This is a genomic window from Chelativorans sp. Marseille-P2723 (assembly GCF_902809845.1).
Taxonomy (GTDB): domain Bacteria; phylum Pseudomonadota; class Alphaproteobacteria; order Rhizobiales; family Rhizobiaceae; genus Chelativorans.
This window is the reverse complement of the sequence record NZ_CADDWI010000008.1, coordinates 240,928-262,297: the sequence shown is the minus strand read 5'-3', so window position 1 is coordinate 262,297 and position 21,370 is coordinate 240,928. Positions and strand designations below refer to the sequence as shown.

Genomic DNA, 21,370 nt, shown 5'->3' with positions numbered 1-21,370 from the left:
CAGGAAAAATGGCGGCCGTTTGAACATCAACCCTGCCCTATCGGACATGAAGGATACGAGGCCCGCACTTTTGAACGGCCCGTGTCGCGACTTCCATCGCCACATACGATACCGAAGCCCGAGATAGGCTTCGGACGGCCGCCTTGCAAGCGGCAGATCGCTCTGCCGCTCGACTTGACGAGTTATTCCGCAGCCTTTTCGGGCAGCTTCACCGAGCCGCCAGCTTTCTCGACCTTCTCGACAGCCGATTTAGAAGCGCCAGAGATATCGAGCGTCACACGGGCGGCGATCTCGCCGCCGCCAAGCAGGCGCACGCCGTCCTTGACGCGGCGAATGACCCCTGCCTTCACCAGCGCTGGCGCATCAATTGTCTCCTTGGCATCGAGCTTACCGGCATCGATAGCTGCCTGGATGCGGCCGACGGAGACCTCATTGAACTTCTTGCCGAAAATGTTCCTGAAGCCCCGCTTCGGCAGGCGCCGATAAATCGGCATCTGCCCGCCTTCAAAGCCCTTGATAGCAACACCGGAGCGGGACTTCTGGCCTTTCACGCCTCGCCCGCCGGTCTTGCCCAGTCCCGAACCGATGCCGCGCCCGACGCGCTTGCGCGCGTGGGTTGCTCCTTGCTGGTCCCTGAGTTCGTTGAGTTTCATTTCGTCCGTTCCTCGATTCCTCAGGCTTCGTCGACGACCCGCACGAGATGCTGCACCCGCGCGATCATACCGCGTACCGAAGGCGTATCCTCAAGCGTGGCACGGCGACGCAGCTTGTTAAGTCCCAGCCCGATCAGCGTTGCACGCTGTTCCTTAGGTCGACGGATGGGGCTGGCGATCTGCTCGACAGTGATCGTCTTGCCCTGTCTCTTTTCAGCCATCTTGCTCTTTCCTCGCTTAGGCCGCGTCGGCCTATTCCTCTGCCCCGGCGGTCGCCGTTTCACGCCGCGCCTGCAGGCTTGAATATTTGATGCCCCGCTGCGCGGCCACATCCTTGGGATGGAGCTGGCGCTTCAATGCGTCGAAGGTGGCGCGTACCATGTTGTAGGGATTGGACGAGCCAAGCGATTTGGCAACTACGTCCTGGACGCCTAACGTATCGAACACCGCGCGCATCGGCCCTCCGGCAATGACACCCGAACCCGGCTTGGCCGCACGCAAGAGAACTTTCCCGGCTCCATGGCGTCCGTGCACATCGTGATGCAGCGTCCGGCCGTCGCGTAGCGGCACAAAGATCATATCGCGCTTGGCGGCTTCCGTCGCTTTGCGGATCGCTTCCGGCACCTCACGGGCCTTGCCGTGGCCGAAGCCAACGCGCCCCTTCTGGTCGCCAACGACGACGAGCGCAGCGAAGCCAAACCGGCGGCCGCCTTTGACCACCTTTGCAACGCGATTGATGTGAACGAGCTTGTCGACGAACTCGCTATCACGCTCTTCGCGCTCGCGGCGGTCGTCCCTGCGGCCTTGTGCCATTGTCCTTGTCCTTGTTCTTTTCCGGTAGCACGGGGTTAATAAAAGCTTCGGACGCTCCAAGGCGCCCGAAACTGACTAGAATTCCAGGCCACCCTCGCGGGCCGCGTCGGCAAGCGCCTTGACCCGCCCGTGATAGAGGTAAGGCCCGCGGTCAAAGACCACCTTCCCGACGCCAGCCTTCTTGGCGCGCTCGGCGATCAGCTTGCCCACTTCGGTTGCAGCGGCCGCATCGCTACCGCTCTTGAGCTTGCCCTTCAGATCCTTCTCAAGCGTGGAGGCTGCAGCCAGCGTGTGCCCCTTCACGTCGTCTATGATCTGCGCATAGATGTTCTTCGACGAGCGGAACACCGAAAGCCGCGGCCGTTCGCTCGAGACCTGCTTCAGTTTTCTTCGGACGCGCCCGGCGCGTCGCGTAACGGATACCTTCGACACCATGGCCTTGCGTCCCTACTTCTTCTTGCCTTCCTTGCGGACGATTATCTCGTCCGCGTACTTCACGCCCTTGCCCTTATAGGGCTCCGGTTCACGGAACTTGCGGATCTCAGCCGCAACCTGGCCCACCACCTGCCGGTCGATACCGGAAACCACGATCTCAGTCGGTTTCGGAACAGCAATGGTAATGCCCTCCGGCGGATCGTAATGGATCTCGTGGCTGTAGCCGACCGAAAGCTGGAGCCGCTTGCCCTGCATTGCAGCGCGATAGCCGACGCCACTGATCTCAAGCCGCTTCTCGAAGCCGTCCTTCACGCCGGTCAATATGTTGGCGATCTGCGTGCGCGACATGCCCCATTTGGAGCGCGCCAGCTTGGATTGGTCGCGCGGATCGACAAAGATGGAACCGTCCTCCAGCTTCACCAGCACCTCGTCATTGACGACGAACTTCAGCTCGCCCTTGGGTCCCTTCGCCGTTACCGTCTGTCCTTCGACGGTGGCCTTAACGTCCTGCGGCACCGGGACCGGCTTCTTGCCTATGCGAGACATCGTGTCTTGTCCTCTTGTTCTTCGTCAGCCTGCCGGGATCAGAATATCTGGCAGAGAATTTCTCCGCCGACATTCTGCTCACGCGCCTGATGATCGGCCATCACGCCCTTTGGCGTTGATAAAATCGCGATACCAAGGCCATTGGCGACCTGGGGAATCGACTTGACCGAGACATAGACGCGACGGCCCGGCTTGGAAACCCGGGAGATCTCGCGGATCACCGGCGCGCCGTCGAAATACTTAAGCTCGATCTCAAGCTCCGACTTGCCATTGCCATAGTCGATCTGGCTGTAATCGCGGATATAGCCTTCCTGCTTCATCACATCGAGCACTCGAGCGCGAAGCCGCGATGCTGGCGAGGAAACCTTGAGCTTCCGGCGGCCGATTGCATTGCGGATGCGGGTCAGCATATCGCCGAGCGGATCATTCACAGACATCTTCTCGTCTCCTACCAGCTCGACTTGACCAAGCCGGGAATGAGGCCGCTATTGCCTAGTTCCCGCAGCGCGATGCGCGACATCCTGAGCTTGCGATAGTAGCCGCGAGGACGGCCCGTCACGTCACAACGATTGCGGATGCGCGTTTTAGAAGAGTTGCGTGGAAGCGAGGCAAGCTGAAGCTGCGCCTTGAACCGCTCCTCTATGGGCCTGTTCTTGTCCATGATGATGGCCTTCAGCGCCGCACGCCTGTCGGCATAGCGGTTCACCATCTTCCGGCGCCTCTTGTTCTTCTCAACTGCGCTGATCTTTGCCATATGATGCTTTCCTTGTGCTCGCCTGCCGTTACTGCTGACGGAACGGGAAGTTGAAGGCCTTCAGAAGGGCCCTCGCCTCCTCATCGGTCTCCGCAGTCGTACAGACGATGATGTCCATTCCCCAGATCTGGTCGACCTTGTCGTAGTTGATCTCGGGGAACACGATATGCTCCTTGATGCCCATGGCGAAGTTGCCACGGCCGTCAAAGCTCTTCGGGTTGAGGCCGCGGAAGTCGCGCACGCGCGGCAGCGCAACGTTGACGAGTCTGTCCAGGAACTCATACATGCGCGCCTTGCGCAGCGTTACCTTGGCTCCGATCGGCATATGCTCGCGCAGCTTGAACCCGGCGATGGATTTGCGTGCCTTGGTTATGACCGCCTTCTGGCCGGCAATCAGCGCCAGATCCTCAGCCGCCACCGACGGCTTCTTGGAATCGCCTGTCGCCTCGCCGACACCCATATTGATGACTACCTTCTCGATGCGCGGAACCTGCATCCCGTTGCGGTAGCCAAACTGTTCGAGGAGCTGCTTGCGGATCACCTCCTCGTACTGCTGCTTCAAGCGCGGCTGGTAATCTGCCTTAGCCATCGATCAATTCTCCCGAGCGCTTCGCCACGCGCACCTTCTTGCCATCCGCCTCGATCCGGAAACCGACGCGCGTCGGCTTCCCGTCCTTCGGATCGGCAATTGCCAGGTTCGACACGTGGATCGGGGCTTCCTTGGTAATGATGCCGCCTTCCGTCTGCGCCGTCTGCTTCTGGTGGCGACGCACGAGGTTGACGCCGCTCACCAATGCCTTGGACTCCTTGGGCATCATCTTCAAAACTTCGCCCGTGCGTCCTTTGTCACGGCCGGAGAGCACGACGACCCTGTCGCCTTTTTTGATCTTCTGCATTTTCCGGTCCCTTAGAGCACTTCCGGCGCCAGCGAGATGATCTTCATGTGGTTCTTGGCGCGCAATTCGCGCGGAACCGGTCCGAAGATACGCGTGCCCACAGGCTCTCTTTTGTTGTCCACCAAAACGGCAGCGTTGCTGTCAAAACGAATCACGCTTCCGTCTGCACGGCGGATATCCTTGGCAGTGCGCACAACCACCGCCTTCATCACGTCGCCCTTCTTCACACGCCCGCGCGGGATCGCCTCCTTGACCGAGACGACGATAATGTCGCCCACCGAGGCGTATTTCCGCTTCGAGCCGCCGAGCACCTTGATGCACATGACACGACGGGCGCCGGAATTGTCCGCCACGTCGAGGTTTGTTTGCATCTGAATCATGACTGGCCGCCTTCTATTTCTATCGCTGCGAGCGCTTAAAGCGCTTCGCCCGCACTATCAACCTTGTTGTGCCTGAGCTTCGTTCACGACAACCCAGGTCTTGTCCTTCGAAATCGGGCGCGACTCCTGGATCAGCACGATATCACCGACCTTGCACACATTTTCCTCGTCGTGTGCCTTGTACCGCTTGGTACGGCGCACCGTTTTCTTCAGTAGCGGATGCGCAAACCGGCGCTCGACAAGAACCACAACCGTCTTGTCATTCTTGTCGCTTACCACGGTGCCCTGCAAAACGCGCTTTGGCATTGTCGTCCTCAGGCCTTCTTGCCGGCCGCCTTTTCGGCGGCGATTGTCTTGATGCGCGCAATGTTACGGCGAACCTGCTTAACCCGCGCGGTTTTCTCCAACTGCCCCGTCGCCTTCTGGAAACGGAGATTGAACTGTTCTTTCTTCAGCTTTTCCAGCTCATCCTGAAGCTGGTCGGGCGTCATCGCCCGTACGTCTGCGGCCTTCATGGCGTGCTACTCCTATTCCGCAATGCGCTGGACGAAGCGCGTCTTGACCGGCAGCTTGGACGCCCCGAGCCGCAATGCCTCTCGCGCCACATCGTCGGGCACACCATCAATCTCAAACATGATGCGGCCAGGCTTCACGCGGCAGGCCCAGTAATCCACCGAGCCCTTGCCTTTGCCCATGCGCACCTCGGTTGGCTTCGAGCTCACCGGCAGATCGGGAAAAATCCGGATCCACACGCGCCCCTGCCGCTTCATAAAGCGGGTGATGGCGCGTCGGGCAGCCTCGATCTGGCGCGCAGTCACACGTTCGGGCTCCATCGCCTTCAAGCCATAAGAACCAAAATTGAGATCTGTCCCGCCTTTCGCTGCACCGTGGATGCGGCCCTTGAACTGCTTGCGGAACTTCGTGCGCTTTGGTTGCAGCATCTCTTATTACTCCAAATTACCGGCTCAGGCCGTCTCGCGACGGCGCTGCCCAGCGGGCTCGCCCTCGACCGCACGGCGTTCCGAAGCCATCGGATCGTGCTCCAGGATCTCGCCTTTGAAGACCCACACCTTCACGCCGCACAGACCATAAGCGGTCTCGGCCTCGGCTGTGCCGTAATCAATGTCGGCCCGCAGCGTATGAAGCGGCACGCGGCCTTCGCGATACCACTCGACGCGAGCAATCTCGGCACCGCCCAGGCGGCCGGAACAGGTGATACGGATACCCTCTGCACCCAGCCGCATGGCCGATTGAACGGCACGCTTCATCGCCCGACGGAAAGCAACGCGACGTTCAAGCTGCTGCGCGATTGACTGCGCGATAAGCGTTGCATCGGTCTCCGGCTTGCGGACCTCGACGATATTCAGATGCGTCTCCGCTTCCGTCATCTGCGAGATCTTGCGGCGCAGCTTCTCGATATCCGCACCCTTGCGGCCGATGATGAGCCCCGGACGCGCCGAATGAATAGTCACGCGACACTTCTTGTGCGGCCTTTCGATCACCACTTTCGAAATCGCGGCCTGCTTGAGCTCGCGTTCGATATAGTTGCGGATCTTGATGTCCTCGTGCAGGAGCTTTCCATACTCGGCATTGTCCGCAAACCAGCGGGAATCCCACGTGCGGTTGATACCGAGCCGGAGTCCGACCGGATTGACTTTCTGGCCCATCAGGCGGCCTCCACTTGCTCTTCAACTTCCCGAACGACGATCGTCAGGTGGGAAAACGGCTTCTCAATGCGATTGGCGCGGCCGCGGCCACGCGCTCGGAACCGCTTCATGACGATAGATTTTCCGACATGGGCCTCAGCGACGACAAGCGAATCGACATCCAGATCGTGGTTGTTCTCCGCGTTGGCGATTGCCGATTCCAGCGTCTTCTTCACCGTGCCCGCGATGCGCTTGCGAGAAAACTCCAGATCCGCCAGAGCAGCGGCAACCTTCTTGCCGCGGATCATAGCGGCAACGAGGTTCAACTTCTGCGGGCTAACACGGATGGTTCGCAGGACCGCGCGCGCCTCGTTATCCTGAAGCTTGCGCGGCGCTTTGGCCTTGCCCATTTCTTATTTCCTTCTCGCCTTCTTGTCCGCCCCGTGGCCGTAATAGGTGCGGGTCGGAGCGAATTCACCGAATTTGTGGCCCACCATCTCTTCCGTGACGAGCACGGGAATGTGCTTCTGGCCGTTGTAGACGCCGAAGGTCAGCCCCACGAACTGGGGAAGGATAGTGGAACGGCGGCTCCACATCTTGATGACTTCCTTGCGCCCGCTCTCACGGACCTTTTCGGCTTTCTTCAGGAGATAGCCATCGATGAAGGGGCCTTTCCAGACTGAACGGGACACGGTTCCCTAACCTTTCCTATTTCTTGCGCTGATGGCGCGAGCGCATGATGAACTTGTCGGTCGCCTTGTTGGAGCGGGTCTTCATTCCCTTGGTCGGCTTACCCCACGGCGACACCGGATGGCGTCCGCCCGAAGTGCGGCCCTCACCGCCGCCATGCGGGTGATCGACCGGGTTCATGGACACGCCGCGGTTGTGCGGGCGCCTGCCGAGCCACCGCTTGCGTCCAGCCTTGCCAAGGCTGACATTGCCGTGCTCAGGGTTAGAGACCGCGCCCACCGTCGCCATGCAAGCGCCGGGGACGAGCCGCTGCTCACCAGAGTTCAGCCGGATGATCGCTCTGCCCTGGTCCCGACCAACGAGCTGGGCGTAAGCGCCTGCCGAGCGTGCAAGCTGGCCACCCCGGCCCGGCTTCAGTTCCACATTGTGGATGATCGTGCCAACAGGCATGGTGGACAGCGGCATCGCATTGCCCGGCTTCACGTCCACCTGCTTCTCCGAGGAGATAACACGGTCACCCACTGCCAGACGCTGCGGCGCAAGGATATAGGACAGCTCGCCATCATCATAACGGACCAGCGCGATGAAGCCCGACCGGTTCGGATCGTATTCCAGCCGCTCCACGACGCCGGAGACGTCGTATTTGCGACGGCGGAAGTCGATCAGCCGGTAGGTGCGCTTGTGACGGCCACCCTGAAAGCGCGCCGTAATGCGCCCGTGATTATTGCGCCCGCCCCTGAACGACAAGCCGACGGTAAGTCCCTTCACCGGCTTGCCCTTGTGAAGACCGGAACGGTCTACGATCACCAGCTGCCGCTGGCCTGAAGTGACCGGTTTATAGTGCTTGAGTGCCATATCCTAGTCCCTGCGGCCTCTCAAAGACCCGTCGCGATGTCGATCGAATGGCCTTCATCCAGCGTTACGACCGCCTTCTTGACGTCGCTCTGCTTTCCGATGGTGCCGCGGAAACGCTTCACCTTGCCTTTGCGAACCAGCGTGTTCACGCCCTTGACCTTGACGTTGAACAGCGCTTCCACCGCCGCCTTGATTTCCGGTTTTGTAGCCTTGCGGGCCACGTTGAAGATAACCTGGTTATTCTCCGAGGCCATCGTCGACTTCTCAGTGATCACGGGGCTCACGATCACGTCGTAGTGGCGTAGATCCGTCATTTGAACCGCTCCTCGAGAGCCTCGACCGCCGCCTTGCTGAGAACCAGCGTCCCACGGCGCAGAATGTCATAAACGTTGATGCCCTGGATCGGCAGCACGTCGATATTCGGAATGTTCGCAGCCGCACGCTTGAAGCCGGGGTCTAGCTCCGCACCGCCGATCATCAGCGCGTTCTGAAGGCCAAGCTTGGCAAAATTTTCCACAAGCGTCTTGGTCTTGGCATCCGTGACGGAAAGCTCGTCGACGATGATCAGATTCTCCGCTTTCGCCTTCGCTGAAAGGGCATGCCTCAGTCCAAGAGCCCTCACCTTCTTCGGCAAGTCATGTGCGTGGCCGCGAACCACCGGTCCGTGAGCCTTGCCACCACCGCGGAACTGCGGAACGCGGGCCGACGAGTGACGCGCGCGCCCCGTGCCCTTCTGGCGGTACATTTTCGCGCCGGTGCGCGCGATCTCCGAGCGTCCCTTCGCCTTGTGGGTGCCCTGCTGACGCCTTGCAAGCTGCCAGCGAACGACCCGCTGGAGGATGTCCTCGCGCGGCTCCAGTCCGAAAATCTCCTCGGAGACCTTCAGATTCCCCGCGTCCTCGCCTGCCAACGTGGTAATCTTCAGATCCATTATTCTGTCCCCTCGCTGGCGGCGGCCTCTTCGGCCTTCGCGGCTTTGCCATTACCTGCCGCACGGAAGGCACCTGGAACCGGAGCATTCTCCGGCAGCGGCGCCTTGACCGCATCGCGCACCATGATCCAAGCCCCCTTTGAGCCCGGCACCGCACCGCGCACGAGAATCAATCCCCGTTCCGTATCGGTGGATACCACCTCGAGATTCTGAGTGGTTACGCGGACATGCCCCATATGGCCGGCCATCTTCTTACCCTTGAAGACCTTGCCCGGATTCTGCCGCTGGCCGGTCGAACCATGCGAGCGGTGCGAAATGGAGTTGCCGTGGGTCGCGCGGCCGCCACCGAAATTGTGGCGCTTCATGACACCCTGGAAGCCCTTGCCGATGGAGGTGCCCGTCACGTCCACCTTCTGGCCGGGCACGAAGTGATCGGCGGTAATCTCCGCGCCCACATCGAGCAGATTGTCCGGGGACACGCGGAACTCCGCCAGCTTGGCTTTTGGCTCCACGCTCGCGGCAGCGAAATGACCGCGCAGCGCTTTCGGTGTGTTCTTCACCTTGGCAAGCCCGACGCCGAGCTGAACGGCCGTGTAGCCGTTCTTCTCCTGCGTCCGCTGCGCAATCACCTGGCAATTTTCCATGCGCAGCACGGTGACGGGGATATGCTCACCCGCCTCGTTGTAGACGCGCGTCATCCCGATCTTCTGTGCAATAACACCTGAACGCATCGGTTCGATTTCCTTTCAGACTTCCCGCCGCCGGCTTCTCGGCCCGCGGGGTCCTTAAACCCTGTCTTCCGCCCTACAGCTTGATCTCGACATCGACACCGGCGGCCAGATCCAACTTCATAAGTGCATCCACCGTCTGTGGGGTCGGATCCACGATGTCGAGAAGACGCTTGTGCGTGCGCATCTCGAACTGCTCACGGCTCTTCTTGTCGATATGCGGCGAGCGGTTTACCGTGAACTTCTCTATCCTCGTGGGCAGCGGTATCGGACCGCGGACATTGGCGCCGGTGCGCTTAGCCGTGGACACGATCTCGCGCGTCGAGGCGTCGAGCACCCGATGGTCGAACGCTTTAAGCCGGATCCGGATATTCTGTCCATTCATCTGTCAGTTCCTCGTTCGGATCGCAGCGCGGCGTCTGCCGCGCCGCGTCCCGAAAGCCTGCTTCTTACTCGGTGATGGATGCGACGATGCCGGCGCCGACGGTGCGGCCGCCCTCGCGGATGGCAAAGCGCAGGCGCTCTTCCATGGCGATCGGCACGATCAGTTCCACATCCACCGTCACATTGTCGCCCGGCATCACCATCTCCGTGCCCTCCGGCAGCTTCACGATGCCCGTCACATCCGTGGTGCGGAAATAGAACTGCGGACGATAGTTGGTGAAGAACGGCGTGTGGCGGCCGCCCTCTTCCTTCGTCAGGATATAAGCTTCGGCCTTGAACTTCGTGTGCGGCGTCACCGAGCCCGGCTTGCAAAGAACCTGGCCGCGCTCCACACCCTCACGGTCAACGCCGCGCAGAAGCGCACCAATATTGTCGCCCGCCTGACCCTGGTCGAGCAGCTTGCGGAACATCTCAACGCCCGTCACCGTCGTCTTCGTCGTCGGGCGGATGCCAACAATCTCAACCTCGTCGCCCACCTTCACGATGCCGCGCTCAACGCGCCCCGTCACAACCGTGCCGCGGCCGGAAATCGAGAACACATCCTCGATCGGCATCAGGAACGGCTGGTCGATCGGCCGCTCGGGCGTCGGGATATACTCGTCCACCGCCTTCATCAGCGCGCGGACCGCATCCTCGCCGATCTCCTTGTTCGTGCCCTCAAGCGCCGCCAGCGCCGAGCCCTTGATGATCGGAATGTCGTCGCCCGGAAACTCATAGCTCGACAGAAGCTCGCGAACCTCAAGCTCGACAAGCTCAAGAAGCTCCGGATCGTCAACCTGGTCAACCTTGTTCAGGAACACAACAATCGCCGGAACACCAACCTGGCGCGCAAGAAGAATGTGCTCCCGCGTCTGCGGCATCGGACCATCGGCAGCCGAAACAACAAGAATCGCACCGTCCATCTGTGCCGCACCCGTGATCATGTTCTTCACATAGTCGGCGTGACCCGGGCAGTCCACATGCGCATAGTGACGGTTCTCCGTCTCATACTCCACATGAGACGTCGAGATCGTGATGCCGCGAGCCTTCTCTTCAGGAGCAGCGTCAATCTGCTCGTAAGCCTTGAACTCTCCAAAAAACTTCGTGATCGCAGCCGTCGTCGACGTCTTGCCGTGGTCAACGTGACCAATCGTTCCGATGTTCACATGCGGCTTCGTCCGCTCAAATTTACCCTTGGCCATGTGAGGTCTCCGTTATGCCTTGCCTTGGCGGCCTTCCTGATGGTGCGCCTTAACGGCGATCACGCAAACTTCTTCTGGATCTCCTGCGCAACAGCGCTGGGGACCGGCTCATAGTGGTCAAACTGCATCGTGTATTGCGCGCGGCCCTGAGACATCGAGCGCAAATTGTCGACATACTTGAACATGTTAGCAAGAGGCACCATGGCGTTGATGACGGTCGCAATGCCACGTGCCTCAGTGCCCTGGATCTGCCCGCGGCGCGAGTTCAGGTCGCCGATGATGTCGCCCACATATTCTTCCGGCGTCACAACCTCCACCTTCATGATCGGCTCGAGAAGCTGAGCGCCGGCCTTCTGCGCACCTTCGCGGAAAGCCGCACGAGCAGCAATTTCAAAGGCGAGCACCGAGGAGTCGACGTCGTGATAGGCGCCGTCCGAAAGCGTCGCCTTCACGCCGAGCATGGGGAAACCGGCAATGGGTCCGGAGGAAAGGACGCTCTCGATACCCTTCTGCACGCCAGGAATGTACTCCTTCGGCACGGCACCGCCGACGATCTTGGACTCGAAGACAAACTCCTCGCCCTCGGGGTTCGGCTCGAAGACGATCTTGACACGAGCAAACTGACCGGAACCGCCGGTCTGCTTCTTGTGGGTATAGTCGACCTCAGCCACCTTGGTGATCGTTTCACGATAGGCCACCTGTGGCGCACCGACATTGGCCTCCACCTTGAACTCGCGCTTCATACGATCGACGATGATGTCGAGATGAAGCTCACCCATGCCGGCGATGATCGTCTGGCCGGATTCCTCGTCCGAGCGGACGCGGAAGGACGGATCCTCAGCAGCCAGGCGATTGAGCGCCATGCCCATCTTTTCCTGGTCCGCCTTCGTCTTCGGCTCGATCGCGATCTGAATAACCGGCTCCGGAAACTCCATACGCTCGAGAACTACCGGCTGCAGCGGATCGCAAAGCGTGTCGCCGGTGGTGGTCTCCTTCAGGCCGGCCAGCGCCACGATATCGCCCGCATAGGCGACATCAAGATCCGAACGCGAGTTGGAGTGCATCTGAAGCATGCGCCCGATGCGTTCGCGTTTGCCCTTGACAGTATTGGCCAGTGAAACACCCTTGCTCAGCACACCCGAATAGATGCGGCAGAAGGTGAGCGAGCCCACGAAGGGATCGTTCATGATCTTGAAGGCGAGCATCGAGAGCGGCTCATCGTCCGACGACCGGCGAGCTGTCTCAGCCTCGGTCTTGGGATCGATGCCCTTGATCGGCGGCACATCCACCGGCGAGGGAAGAAAATCCACCACCGCGTCAAGCAACGGCTGCACGCCCTTGTTCTTAAAGGCGGAACCGCAGAACATCGGGAAGAACTTTACCTCGATGGTGCCCTTGCGAATAAGAGCACGGATCTCGTCATTGGAAGGCATCTCACCTTCCAGATAGCGCTCCATCGCAGCTTCATCTAATTCGACCGCCGCCTCGATGAGCTTTTCACGATACTCCTCGGCCTGCGCCTTGAGATCTTCCGGAATCTCAACCACGTCCCAGGCAGCGCCGAGATTATCCGACTGCCAGACGAGCCCCTTCATTTCAATCAGATCGACCACGCCTGCAAAATCAGCTTCCGCACCAATGGGGAGCTGCATAATCACAGGCACGGCGCCGAGGCGCGTCTTGACCATCTCTGCGGAGCGGAAGAAGTCCGCGCCGACCTTGTCCATCTTGTTGCAGAAGATAAGGCGCGGCACGCCGTACTTGTCCGCCTGCCGCCAAACGGTCTCTGTCTGCGGCTCTACGCCGGCATTGGCATCGAGCAGCGCAATGGCTCCATCGAGCACACGAAGGGAGCGCTCGACCTCGATTGTGAAATCCACGTGCCCCGGCGTATCAATGATGTTGAAGCGACGCCGCTTCCCGTCACGCCCCTGCCAGAAGGTCGTCGTGGCAGCGGACGTAATGGTGATGCCGCGCTCCTGCTCCTGCTCCATCCAATCCATGGTAGCAGCGCCGTCATGGGTTTCGCCGAGCTTATGCGACTTACCCGTGTAGAACAGGATGCGCTCGCTGGTCGTCGTCTTACCGGCGTCAATATGCGCCATGATACCGAAATTTCGGTAATCTTCGATCTTATATTCGCGGGCCATCGTGGGTAACCTTTCTTCCTACCGCTACCAGCGGTAATGCGAGAACGCACGGTTGGCCTCGGCCATCTTGTGCGTATCCTCGCGCTTCTTCACAGCAGTGCCGCGATTGTTGGATGCATCCATCAACTCGCCGGACAGACGCTCAATCATAGTCGTCTCGTTGCGGTTGCGGGCCGCCGCGATCAGCCAGCGGATGGCAAGCGCCTGACGGCGCTCCGGCCGCACGTCGACGGGCACCTGATAGGTTGCCCCGCCAACACGGCGCGAACGCACTTCCACATGCGGCGCGACATTATCAAGCGCCTGATGGAATACGGCGACCGGCTCCTGCCTGGTCTTCTCCTGCACCTGATCCAGCGCGCCGTACACGATCTGCTCGGCGACGGACTTCTTGCCATCGAACATGATGGCGTTCATGAACTTGCTGACAACCACGTCCCCGTATTTCGGATCCGGGTTGATTTCGCGCTTCTCTGCACGGTGGCGTCGGGACATCTTTCTCGTCTCTCACCTTCTGGCCGGCGCCAAGAAAAGCGCCAAAGCCGAAAACCCTACTTCGGACGCTTCGCGCCGTATTTGGAGCGGCGCTGCTTGCGGCTCTTGACGCCCTGGGTGTCGAGCACGCCGCGAATGATGTGATAGCGCACGCCGGGAAGGTCCTTCACGCGCCCGCCGCGGATCATCACCACGGAGTGCTCCTGAAGGTTATGCCCCTCACCCGGAATATAGCCGATCACCTCGAAGCCATTAGAAAGCCTGATCTTGGCGACCTTGCGCATGGCCGAGTTCGGCTTCTTCGGCGAAGTCGTATAGACGCGCGTGCAGACACCCCGCTTCTGGGGATTGGCCTGCATGGCGGGCACTTTGTTGCGCTTCACCGGCGCCTTGCGCGGCTTGCGGATCAACTGGCTTACGGTCGGCATCAAACCTTCCCTTGGTTTCCCATCTCTATCCCGAGCCCTACGGCCCCGTTCGCACGAAGCGCTTTTCTAACGGCAAATTCGGGCACTCAAAACCGCCATCCTGCGGTCCTGCCCGAAAATATGCAGAGGAAGCGGAAGCCGCTTCTTGCCCCGGAAGTCTGTCGCTCGTTTAAACGAGCCCTGTTTGAAGCCGAACTCCAAAGCGCGTCGCTTTCGGAAAGAATGGCTTCACATAGGCTCAGACGTGGGCGGCGTAATACGCGCAAGCGGCAACTCCGTCAAGTCTGAGCCAGCAATAAACTTGCCAAACCCTGCAACCGGACGGTCAAAATGCCGCTTGAGGTCGTTATCGCGTCCCATATGGGGCCGCGGCAGCTTCATTTCCAGACCCTTGCCCTGTTATTCGACAGCCATAAATGCCACCATGATGCGAATGCCCAGCATTCCGCGCAACAGGAAAGAATCACATGAACGACAATGAGGAACGGTCGGTTACGATCATTACCGGGCGTGTATGGCGCGAGCAGGGCTCGCCGAGCGAGGGCGTACATGTGATGCTTGTCGCCCCCGACGACGATACGGCGGTAAGGCTCGCGCTCGAAGCGCTGGCTCAGGAAGGTTATGCGGAGGCAGAGCTCGATCAGATCGGCGAAATAGAGGGTGCGCCTGACGAGGAGCCACACCTTTCTGCCTGGCAAGGCGCTACGGAGGGCGAGATCGCTATCGTGACCTTCGACGAGGCGAACTGAACGCCGTCTGGCCTCGCGCCCACCAGCCGGCAACAGCGCGATCGAGAGGTTTGGGAGTGAGGTGAACAATAGCCGCCTCAGGATAATTGACGGAGCCGATTGCTAGCAGGTGTCGGCATGCGCCGCTGCATCCATTTGCATACGCCCAGCAGAACGATTTCGCATATGCTTCCCGTGCCTTGCCCGACAGCGGCAACGTCCATGAGGCTTGCCGCACACGGGCGAGATGACGTTGTAACAGCAAGCATGAATGTAGACTCACCCGCTGAACGCCACCGGCCTTGCCACCCTCCGGTCGAATGAAGGTATCGTCGGTTTAGGTGATTCCTCCGGCGACAATAATGCATTAGCAACAGCTGGCTTCGTCCTCTCCGTTATGGATGGAAATGCTTGTCGGGTGGATCTTTAGGCAGCATCTTCACGACAGCCTTCGGGGTTGGCATTCGCCATCCCCCCACATTGACTATCCACGCATGACCGGCATAGCGCGCCCAATGGCTGAACTCCCATTTATAGTGAACATGCGCGCGCACAGGGTCGGGTAAATTGGGGACATTGGTCCATTGGACCGTGGCTGTCCGCTGGTACCCTCGCTCGTGCCAGGCCTTTTTCGGTACTTCCGCATAGATGACGTCGGTAGACCTGGGTGGATTCGCCAACAGGGCTTTGGCCGCCTGAATTTTTTGTTGCCGCGGGATACGTCCGGCTCTAGCAGCGCTCCCTTGCGAGGCTTCAGAACGCTGGGGCCCCGGCCGATCTTTTCCCCAATTTATGTTCGTCTTCTGGCCGTTGGAGTTGAAGCCAGCTCTCAAAGCTGCATTCCTTGTGCCCGCAACATAGACAGCGGCACTTGAAGAAGGGGCGGTTTCTTCTGACCGCCTCGCCTTACTGACAGTTTGCACCGTAAACCTTCGGGAAGACGATGGGACCGCTGGCGCAGGACGATGGCTGGCTCCCGATGTCTTGGAAGCCTGATCGATCTTTCCAGGCATATGAAATCTCCAACTTCAAGTAATGGCGATGAAATTATCGCGTTCTCAAATGCACGAGAAATTGGAAAATCCGATTCCCGACCTGACGGGTTGCGGAAAAGCCTGAGCAACACGCGCTGGCGCTTGAAGTCGTCAGGCGGAAAGTGGCCGGGAAAATACAATAGCTTCCTTGCACCAGGACAAATATGGAAGCAGTGCAATTACCGGATCAGAAACTCTCGCCGAGGTGTAAGCTAGCTGCGCGCAAGCAGCATCCATCTCCTCAGCGAGCGACCAGGTGAAACTCCTGGAAATCCTGGCTCACTAAGAATAACGACTTCGATCATTCAGCTTTCAATGAAATCCTGAAGCGATTGCACCTTGCGCTAAGATGCCAATCAGCGGCCGCTCGATGAAGGAGCAAGAGCATCCTTGCCCCTTTCCCGTCACGTTGGATTAGCCTGCAACAGCCCTCTTTTCCGGATTGGTTGCCGCATCCTTCTTCAAAAGCTCCGCGACCAGGAAGGCAAGCTCCAGAGCCTGGTCCGCATTGAGCCGCGGATCACAATGGGTGTGATAGCGATCCGAAAGATCGTCGGCGGAGATTGCCCGCGCGCCTCCGGTGCATTCAGTCACGTTCTTGCCGGTCATCTCGACGTGAATGCCACCGGGGTGAGTTCCTTCCGAATGGTGCACGTCGAAGAAGGTCTGAACTTCCGACAGAATGCGATCGAACGGTCGGGTCTTGTAACCATTGAGAGAAATGGTGTTGCCATGCATGGGATCGCACGACCAGACCACCTTGCGTCCCTCGCGCGCGACTGCCCGGACGAGCTTCGGGAGATGCTCGGAAGCTTTCTCCGCGCCGAACCGAGCAATTAGCGTCATCCTGCCGGGTTCGTTCTGCGGGTTGAGGACATCGAGAAGCCTCAGCAACGTATCCGGATCGAGCGTTGGCCCGCATTTCAAGCCCAGCGGATTCTTCACCCCACGGCAATATTCCACATGGGCATGATCGGGCTGACGTGTACGGTCGCCAATCCAGATCATGTGGCCGGAGGTCGCGTACCACTCTCCGGTGGTGGAATCGATGCGCGTCAGCGCCTCTTCGTAGCCAAGCAGCAACGCCTCATGGCTCGTGTAAAAATCCGTTTCGCGCAATGAAGGATGGCTTTCCGCGCTGATGCCGATGGCGCGCATGAAATCCATCGTCTCGGTGATGCGGTCGGCCAGCGCGCTGTAGCGCTCGCCCTGGGGGCTGCCTGAAATGAAGCCCACCATCCACTTGTGCGCGTTCTCCAGATTTGCGTAGCCGCCTTGCGCGAAAGCACGCAAAAGATTGAGCGTGGCGGCAGACTGCCGGTACGCCATCTCCTGTCGTGCAGGGTCGGGCGAGCGCGCACTTTCCGTGAAGTCGATGCCATTGATGATATCGCCGCGGTAGGAGGGAAGCGACACGCCGTCCTTCTCTTCCATATCCGATGAGCGCGGCTTAGCGAACTGTCCGGCTATACGCCCTACTTTCACCACGGGTTGAGCGCCCGCGAAGGTCAGCACCACGGCCATCTGAAGGAAGACGCGGAAGAAGTCGCGGATGTTGTCGGCGCCGTGCTCGGCAAAGCTCTCTGCACAATCTCCGCCCTGAAGCAGAAACCCCTGTCCTTCGGCCACCGCCGCAAGCTGCTTCTTTAGCTTCCGCGCTTCGCCGGCGAAGACCAGAGGAGGATAGGTGGCCATGCGCGCCTCCACCTCAGCCAGCGCTGCCTTGTCCTGATAGGACGGCACCTGCTGGATCGGTTTGCTCCTCCACGAACCCGGCGACCACTTTGTCATCTTAGCACCTGTAACCTGAAAGTCCGGCCGGCAACATGCCTACCGGAACGCGGTTATTTAACCGAAGCCTCTTATATATACTACCCTGCAAATGGCCGCGAGGCTCAACAAGGCTCCGCCATTGCCGTTCTGCCATGTTCGAGCGACAGAAGCTCGAAAGCTTTAGATCCGCTCCCCGTTCCGCACGCGATAGGTCGGCTGATACATGGTGACAAGCTCCTCAGCGGCCGTGGGATGAACTGCCATCGTGCTGTCGAAAAAATCCTTCGTCACGCCCGCCTTGATGGAGATGCCCAAAAGCTGTGCCATTTCCCCGGCGTCCGGTCCAAGCACGTGAACGCCCACGACGCGGCGGGAAGCGGCGTCCACCACCAGCTTCATGATCGTCCTCTCATGCCGGCCCGCAAGGGTATGACGCATTGGACGGAAGCTGGCGCGATAGATCTCCAACTCTTCGAAACGTTCTGCAGCCGCCTCCTCCGAAAGTCCAACGGTACCTACCTCCGGCTGCGAGAAAACGGCCGTGGCTATATCCGCATGATCGACCTTGGTCGGATTGTCCTTGAAGGCTGTTTCAAGGAAGCACATGGCCTCATGGATCGCGACCGGGGTGAGTTGCACCCGGTCGGTTACATCGCCGATGGCCCAGATGTGCCCGACATTCGTCCGGGAATATTCATCCACGAGGATCTCGCCCCTGACACCCGTTTCCACACCGGCGGCGTCGAGCCCCAGCCCATTGGTGTTGGGCACGCGGCCGATAGCGAGCATGATCTGGTCGTACGTCTCCATACCGCCAGATTTCAGAGTGGCTTCGAGCGTCCCGTCGGCGCGCTTTTCGACCCTTTGAATGATATCCTGGCAGATGATGCGGATACCTTTGGCTTCCATCGCCTCGTGCAGGCCACGCCGCATATCGCCGTCAAAGCGGGAAAGGATTTCCTTGCCGCGATAGATGAGCGTCGTTTCCACGCCGAGTCCGTGAAAGATGTTGGCGAATTCAACGGCGATATACCCCCCCCCTTCGATGGCGATGCTGCGCGGCAACTCCGCAAGGTGGAAAGCCTCGTTGGATGTGATGCAATGCTCGCGTCCGGGGAGCGCCTCGTGCGGATTGGGCCTTGCACCGGTGGCGATGAGGATCTTCTCTGCCGTGAATCGCTTGCCTGCGACCTCCACCGTATGCGGATCGACAAACACGGCGCGGCCCTCGATGGTAAGGGCGCCCGCCTTTTCAAGATTTGTGCGATAAAGCCCCTCCAGACGGGCAATCTCGCGGTCCTTGTTGGCGACAAGCGTTGGCCAGTCAAAGTGCCTCTCGCCCAGCCTCCAGCCATAGCCGGTCGCGTCCTCGAAATGCTCCGTGAACTGCGAGGCGTAGACGAAGAGCTTCTTCGGCACGCATCCTCGAACCACGCATGTTCCGCCAAAGCGATATTCCTCGGCAACGCCCACGCGCTTGCCCATTGCGGCAGCAAGCCGCCCTGCCCTAACGCCACCCGAGCCGCCACCAATGACGAAGAGGTCTAGATCAAATTCAGCCATGCCGCACCTGCCCGCTAACGTTGTTGTCTCTTCCAGCTATGATGCTGGCGAGAAGATTGGAAGGCCGGCACAAAGTCCAGGCTCCAATTCTCATCAGCGGGCACATCAATTCCTACTGGCTGGACTCCTGCGCAGCAGGCTTGTCGGCGGCCACCGCCTGCTGAACGGTGTCGAGTACGTTGGAGGAGAGATCGCGAACGACGCCCCGACGCCAGATTTCAGCCGCCTGGAAGACTTCACGCGTTACCGCCGGACCGCTGCTGAGAAGCTTCTTGCCTGCTTCGCTGTTGTAGAAGGCGGCAATCTGTTCCAGTTCTTCCTGAGTGAAGACGCGCGCATATGCAAGCGCGGCCTCCCGCTCAAGATCGGCGCGGCGGCTTGCCAACTCTATTGCCTTTTCATCCACGGTCTTGTTGATGAGCTCTTCCATATGGGGATGCTGCTGGATCAACTCGCCCTTCAGGCCCTGGGCGGCCTGTGGGAGGATGGCGTCGAACTCGTCCGTTGCATTGATGGCATCTATAGCCGTGCGTGCCGCCCGCAGGTGTTCTGCCGATATCTCCTGGGCTGCGCCGGGCGCGGAAAGCACCGACAGCGCCATAGCGGCAGTCAGCGCGATCACACGAACGCGTTTGGTGAAAATCATCTCTCCATCCACTCCGTTTCTAATTACGTCCAGCTTTGGCATCCAATGTCCGCACGCCGCTTCTTCCCGCCACGATGGCCGACCCGGCAAGCCCGACGAAAAGCCCGTGTTCGACAACCCCCGGTATGGCGTTTAGCGCAACTGCGAGCGGTCTTGGCTCGGGAATGCGGCCAAATGATGCATCAACGATGAGATGACCACCATCGGTCACGAAGGGGCTTCCGCCCGCCTCGCGCAGGGCAATTTTACATGACATGCCGAGGTTTTGCGCCACCTTCTCGATGGCCATCATGGTCGCGCGAAGCCCGAAAGGATTGACTTCGATGGGCAGAGGAAAGCGCCCGAGAGCCTCGACGATCTTGCTTTCGTCCGCAATGACGATCATGCGTTGCGACGCTGCGGCAACGATCTTCTCCCTCAGCAATGCTCCCCCTCCCCCCTTGATGAGGGTAAGGTCCGGGCCAATCTCATCGGCACCGTCGATCGTAAGATCGAGTTCCGGTGTCTCGTCCAGCGTCGTAAGAGGCACGCCGTTCTGCCCGCAGACGATTGCGGTACGTTCCGAGGTGGGCACGCCTACGATCTTCAGCCCGCGTGCGACCCGTTCGGCAAGAAGCTGCACGAATGCCTCAGCCGTCGAGCCGGTGCCAATACCAAGTTTCATACCGTCTTCAACGAGATCAAGCGCGGCGCGTGCCGCCTCGCTCTTGAGTATGTTCGGATCGGTTTCCATTCCTGTCCCGCCAGTTTGTGCGCTGTCTAACTCGTTTCGTCGCGTCCCGCAATTCGTACCATCGCGCAATCAACGCATAGCTTGAATAGGCGCACCGTAATGGCTATCGCCTTTGCTAAGGAAGGATTTGCTATGGCTTCACCAATTATCGTTTTCGATCTGGATGGCACGCTCATCGACACCGCCCCGGATTTGCTCGACAGCCTCAATCACTGCTTGCGCACAGTGGAGATGCCAGAGGTTTCTGCCGACGAAGTCCGCCGGTTTGTCGGCTTCGGCAGCCGCGTCATGATCGAGCGCGCCTTTGCCGCCCATAAACGTGCGCTGACCAAAGAACAGCTCAATGAATTGCAGCGGCTCTTTCTCGAGGATTACAGCGCCAGAATGCCCGGCCGCTCCCGCCCTTTTTCCGGTGTGCTGGACACAATCAGCCGCTTCCGCAAAGCAGGCTTTCTTTGCGCCGTTTGTACCAACAAGTTCGAGGGGCTATCCCGGAAGCTTCTTGGCGCCCTGGAAATGGCGGATAGTTTTGCGGCCATTTGCGGCGCAGATACCTTTGCACATCGTAAGCCCGACCCGCGCCATCTTCTCGACACCATTGAGCTTGCGGGAGGCGACCGGGAGCGCGCGGTTATGGTGGGCGATTCGCGCACCGACATTGACACGGCAAAGGCAGCCGGAATCCCCGTCGTCGCGGTGGAATTCGGTTACACGGACCGGCCGTTGCACGAGTTGGAGCCAAGCCGCGTCATCTCGCATTTTGACGAAATGACCGTCGAACTTGCTGAAACGCTCATCCGCTCAGCAGCGGACAAGCCGGCCGCTTGACTTCACCCTCACGCCACCCTTATATCGCCGCTCGTTCGGC

Annotated in this window: 31 protein-coding genes; 2 read left to right on the top strand and 29 right to left on the bottom strand. The window is 59.8% G+C overall.

The genetic code is table 11. From position 1 onward, the window contains the following. Positions 1-182: 182 nt before the first annotated feature. From rplO to rpsL, 25 genes are all read right to left on the bottom strand, one after another. Positions 183-653 carry a 50S ribosomal protein L15 gene (rplO, locus tag HUS57_RS03170; protein ID WP_173931480.1) on the bottom strand — a complete coding sequence of 157 codons (471 nt, stop codon included), beginning with the start codon at positions 651-653 and terminating at the stop codon, positions 183-185. Positions 654-673: 20 nt separating this feature from the next. Next, positions 674-874 carry a 50S ribosomal protein L30 gene (gene rpmD / locus HUS57_RS03165; protein WP_173931479.1) on the bottom strand — a complete coding sequence of 67 codons (201 nt, stop codon included), beginning with the start codon at positions 872-874 and terminating at the stop codon, positions 674-676. Between the two features lie 31 nt (positions 875-905). After that, on the bottom strand, positions 906-1,466 hold the full coding sequence (gene rpsE, locus HUS57_RS03160; protein WP_173931478.1) for a 30S ribosomal protein S5: 561 nt from the start codon (positions 1,464-1,466) through the stop codon (positions 906-908). A 75-nt stretch (positions 1,467-1,541) separates the two neighbouring features. After that, entirely contained in the window at positions 1,542-1,901 is a 360-nt protein-coding gene (rplR, locus tag HUS57_RS03155; protein ID WP_173931477.1) for a 50S ribosomal protein L18, read from the bottom strand. Between the two features lie 12 nt (positions 1,902-1,913). Next, a complete protein-coding gene (gene rplF / locus HUS57_RS03150) occupies positions 1,914-2,447 on the bottom strand; it encodes a 50S ribosomal protein L6 (RefSeq protein ID WP_173931476.1) in 534 nt (177 codons plus the stop codon). Positions 2,448-2,485: 38 nt separating this feature from the next. Next, positions 2,486-2,884: a 30S ribosomal protein S8 gene (gene rpsH / locus HUS57_RS03145; RefSeq protein WP_173931475.1), complete on the bottom strand. Its 399-nt coding sequence runs from the start codon at positions 2,882-2,884 to the stop codon at positions 2,486-2,488. An 11-nt stretch (positions 2,885-2,895) separates the two neighbouring features. Next, positions 2,896-3,201, bottom strand: a complete 306-nt coding sequence (rpsN, locus tag HUS57_RS03140; RefSeq protein WP_173931474.1) for a 30S ribosomal protein S14 — start codon at positions 3,199-3,201, stop codon at positions 2,896-2,898. Between the two features lie 28 nt (positions 3,202-3,229). Then, the gene (gene rplE / locus HUS57_RS03135) at positions 3,230-3,790 is read right to left on the bottom strand and encodes a 50S ribosomal protein L5 (protein WP_173931473.1); all 561 of its coding nucleotides are present in this window, start codon (positions 3,788-3,790) and stop codon (positions 3,230-3,232) included. After that, positions 3,783-4,097, bottom strand: a complete 315-nt coding sequence (gene rplX / locus HUS57_RS03130) for a 50S ribosomal protein L24 (protein ID WP_173931472.1) — start codon at positions 4,095-4,097, stop codon at positions 3,783-3,785. The genes rplE and rplX overlap by 8 nt, the downstream gene beginning before the upstream one ends. Positions 4,098-4,108: 11 nt before the next feature. Next, positions 4,109-4,477, bottom strand: a complete 369-nt coding sequence (gene rplN / locus HUS57_RS03125; protein ID WP_173931471.1) for a 50S ribosomal protein L14 — start codon at positions 4,475-4,477, stop codon at positions 4,109-4,111. Positions 4,478-4,534: 57 nt separating this feature from the next. Further along, complete coding sequence (gene rpsQ, locus HUS57_RS03120) at positions 4,535-4,783, bottom strand: 30S ribosomal protein S17 (protein ID WP_173931470.1); 249 nt, start codon at positions 4,781-4,783, stop codon at positions 4,535-4,537. 8 nt (positions 4,784-4,791) lie between these two features. Next, positions 4,792-4,992 carry a 50S ribosomal protein L29 gene (rpmC, locus tag HUS57_RS03115; RefSeq protein WP_173931469.1) on the bottom strand — a complete coding sequence of 67 codons (201 nt, stop codon included), beginning with the start codon at positions 4,990-4,992 and terminating at the stop codon, positions 4,792-4,794. A gap of 12 nt (positions 4,993-5,004) precedes the next feature. Next, positions 5,005-5,418 (bottom strand): 50S ribosomal protein L16, encoded by a 414-nt coding sequence (rplP, locus tag HUS57_RS03110; RefSeq protein WP_173931468.1) that lies wholly within the window; start codon positions 5,416-5,418, stop codon positions 5,005-5,007. A gap of 24 nt (positions 5,419-5,442) precedes the next feature. Then, positions 5,443-6,144, bottom strand: coding sequence for a 30S ribosomal protein S3 (rpsC, locus tag HUS57_RS03105; RefSeq protein ID WP_173931467.1), 702 nt, complete (start codon positions 6,142-6,144; stop codon positions 5,443-5,445). Then, positions 6,144-6,533: a 50S ribosomal protein L22 gene (gene rplV / locus HUS57_RS03100; RefSeq protein WP_173931466.1), complete on the bottom strand. Its 390-nt coding sequence runs from the start codon at positions 6,531-6,533 to the stop codon at positions 6,144-6,146. Before rplV ends, rpsC begins: the two co-directional genes overlap by 1 nt. Positions 6,534-6,536: 3 nt before the next feature. Beyond that, on the bottom strand, positions 6,537-6,815 hold the full coding sequence (gene rpsS, locus HUS57_RS03095; RefSeq protein ID WP_173931465.1) for a 30S ribosomal protein S19: 279 nt from the start codon (positions 6,813-6,815) through the stop codon (positions 6,537-6,539). Between the two features lie 16 nt (positions 6,816-6,831). Continuing rightward, complete coding sequence (rplB, locus tag HUS57_RS03090; protein ID WP_173931464.1) at positions 6,832-7,668, bottom strand: 50S ribosomal protein L2; 837 nt, start codon at positions 7,666-7,668, stop codon at positions 6,832-6,834. Positions 7,669-7,688: 20 nt separating this feature from the next. After that, positions 7,689-7,982 carry a 50S ribosomal protein L23 gene (locus tag HUS57_RS03085; RefSeq protein ID WP_173931463.1) on the bottom strand — a complete coding sequence of 98 codons (294 nt, stop codon included), beginning with the start codon at positions 7,980-7,982 and terminating at the stop codon, positions 7,689-7,691. Then, on the bottom strand, positions 7,979-8,599 hold the full coding sequence (gene rplD / locus HUS57_RS03080) for a 50S ribosomal protein L4 (protein ID WP_173931462.1): 621 nt from the start codon (positions 8,597-8,599) through the stop codon (positions 7,979-7,981). Before rplD ends, HUS57_RS03085 begins: the two co-directional genes overlap by 4 nt. After that, complete coding sequence (rplC, locus tag HUS57_RS03075) at positions 8,599-9,330, bottom strand: 50S ribosomal protein L3 (protein WP_173931461.1); 732 nt, start codon at positions 9,328-9,330, stop codon at positions 8,599-8,601. Before rplC ends, rplD begins: the two co-directional genes overlap by 1 nt. A gap of 73 nt (positions 9,331-9,403) precedes the next feature. Further along, positions 9,404-9,712, bottom strand: coding sequence for a 30S ribosomal protein S10 (rpsJ, locus tag HUS57_RS03070; protein WP_007066362.1), 309 nt, complete (start codon positions 9,710-9,712; stop codon positions 9,404-9,406). Between the two features lie 64 nt (positions 9,713-9,776). Next, positions 9,777-10,952, bottom strand: coding sequence for an elongation factor Tu (gene tuf, locus HUS57_RS03065; RefSeq protein WP_173931460.1), 1,176 nt, complete (start codon positions 10,950-10,952; stop codon positions 9,777-9,779). Positions 10,953-11,011: 59 nt separating this feature from the next. Then, complete coding sequence (gene fusA, locus HUS57_RS03060; protein WP_173931459.1) at positions 11,012-13,102, bottom strand: elongation factor G; 2,091 nt, start codon at positions 13,100-13,102, stop codon at positions 11,012-11,014. 24 nt (positions 13,103-13,126) lie between these two features. Further along, positions 13,127-13,597, bottom strand: a complete 471-nt coding sequence (rpsG, locus tag HUS57_RS03055; protein ID WP_173931458.1) for a 30S ribosomal protein S7 — start codon at positions 13,595-13,597, stop codon at positions 13,127-13,129. 56 nt (positions 13,598-13,653) lie between these two features. Next, positions 13,654-14,025, bottom strand: a complete 372-nt coding sequence (rpsL, locus tag HUS57_RS03050) for a 30S ribosomal protein S12 (RefSeq protein ID WP_173931457.1) — start codon at positions 14,023-14,025, stop codon at positions 13,654-13,656. Between the two features lie 467 nt (positions 14,026-14,492). Between rpsL and HUS57_RS03045 the strand changes: the two genes are divergently transcribed. Continuing rightward, entirely contained in the window at positions 14,493-14,774 is a 282-nt protein-coding gene (locus HUS57_RS03045; protein WP_173931456.1) for a transcriptional regulator, read from the top strand. Positions 14,775-16,201: 1,427 nt separating this feature from the next. On the opposite strand, the gene HUS57_RS03040 is transcribed toward HUS57_RS03045, so the two are convergent. The 4 genes from HUS57_RS03040 to rpiA all read right to left on the bottom strand — a co-directional run bounded on the left by HUS57_RS03040 (position 16,202) and on the right by rpiA (position 20,502). After that, entirely contained in the window at positions 16,202-17,578 is a 1,377-nt protein-coding gene (locus tag HUS57_RS03040; protein ID WP_173931455.1) for a 3-deoxy-7-phosphoheptulonate synthase class II, read from the bottom strand. A gap of 162 nt (positions 17,579-17,740) precedes the next feature. Continuing rightward, entirely contained in the window at positions 17,741-19,123 is a 1,383-nt protein-coding gene (gor, locus tag HUS57_RS03035) for a glutathione-disulfide reductase (protein ID WP_173931454.1), read from the bottom strand. Between the two features lie 112 nt (positions 19,124-19,235). Beyond that, positions 19,236-19,769, bottom strand: coding sequence for a DUF2059 domain-containing protein (locus tag HUS57_RS03030; RefSeq protein ID WP_173931453.1), 534 nt, complete (start codon positions 19,767-19,769; stop codon positions 19,236-19,238). 19 nt (positions 19,770-19,788) lie between these two features. Then, positions 19,789-20,502: a ribose-5-phosphate isomerase RpiA gene (gene rpiA, locus HUS57_RS03025; RefSeq protein ID WP_173931452.1), complete on the bottom strand. Its 714-nt coding sequence runs from the start codon at positions 20,500-20,502 to the stop codon at positions 19,789-19,791. 132 nt (positions 20,503-20,634) lie between these two features. Here rpiA and HUS57_RS03020 point away from each other — a divergent pair, with 132 nt between their 5' ends. After that, positions 20,635-21,330: an HAD family hydrolase gene (locus HUS57_RS03020; protein WP_173932247.1), complete on the top strand. Its 696-nt coding sequence runs from the start codon at positions 20,635-20,637 to the stop codon at positions 21,328-21,330. The last annotated feature ends 40 nt before the right edge of the window (positions 21,331-21,370 follow it).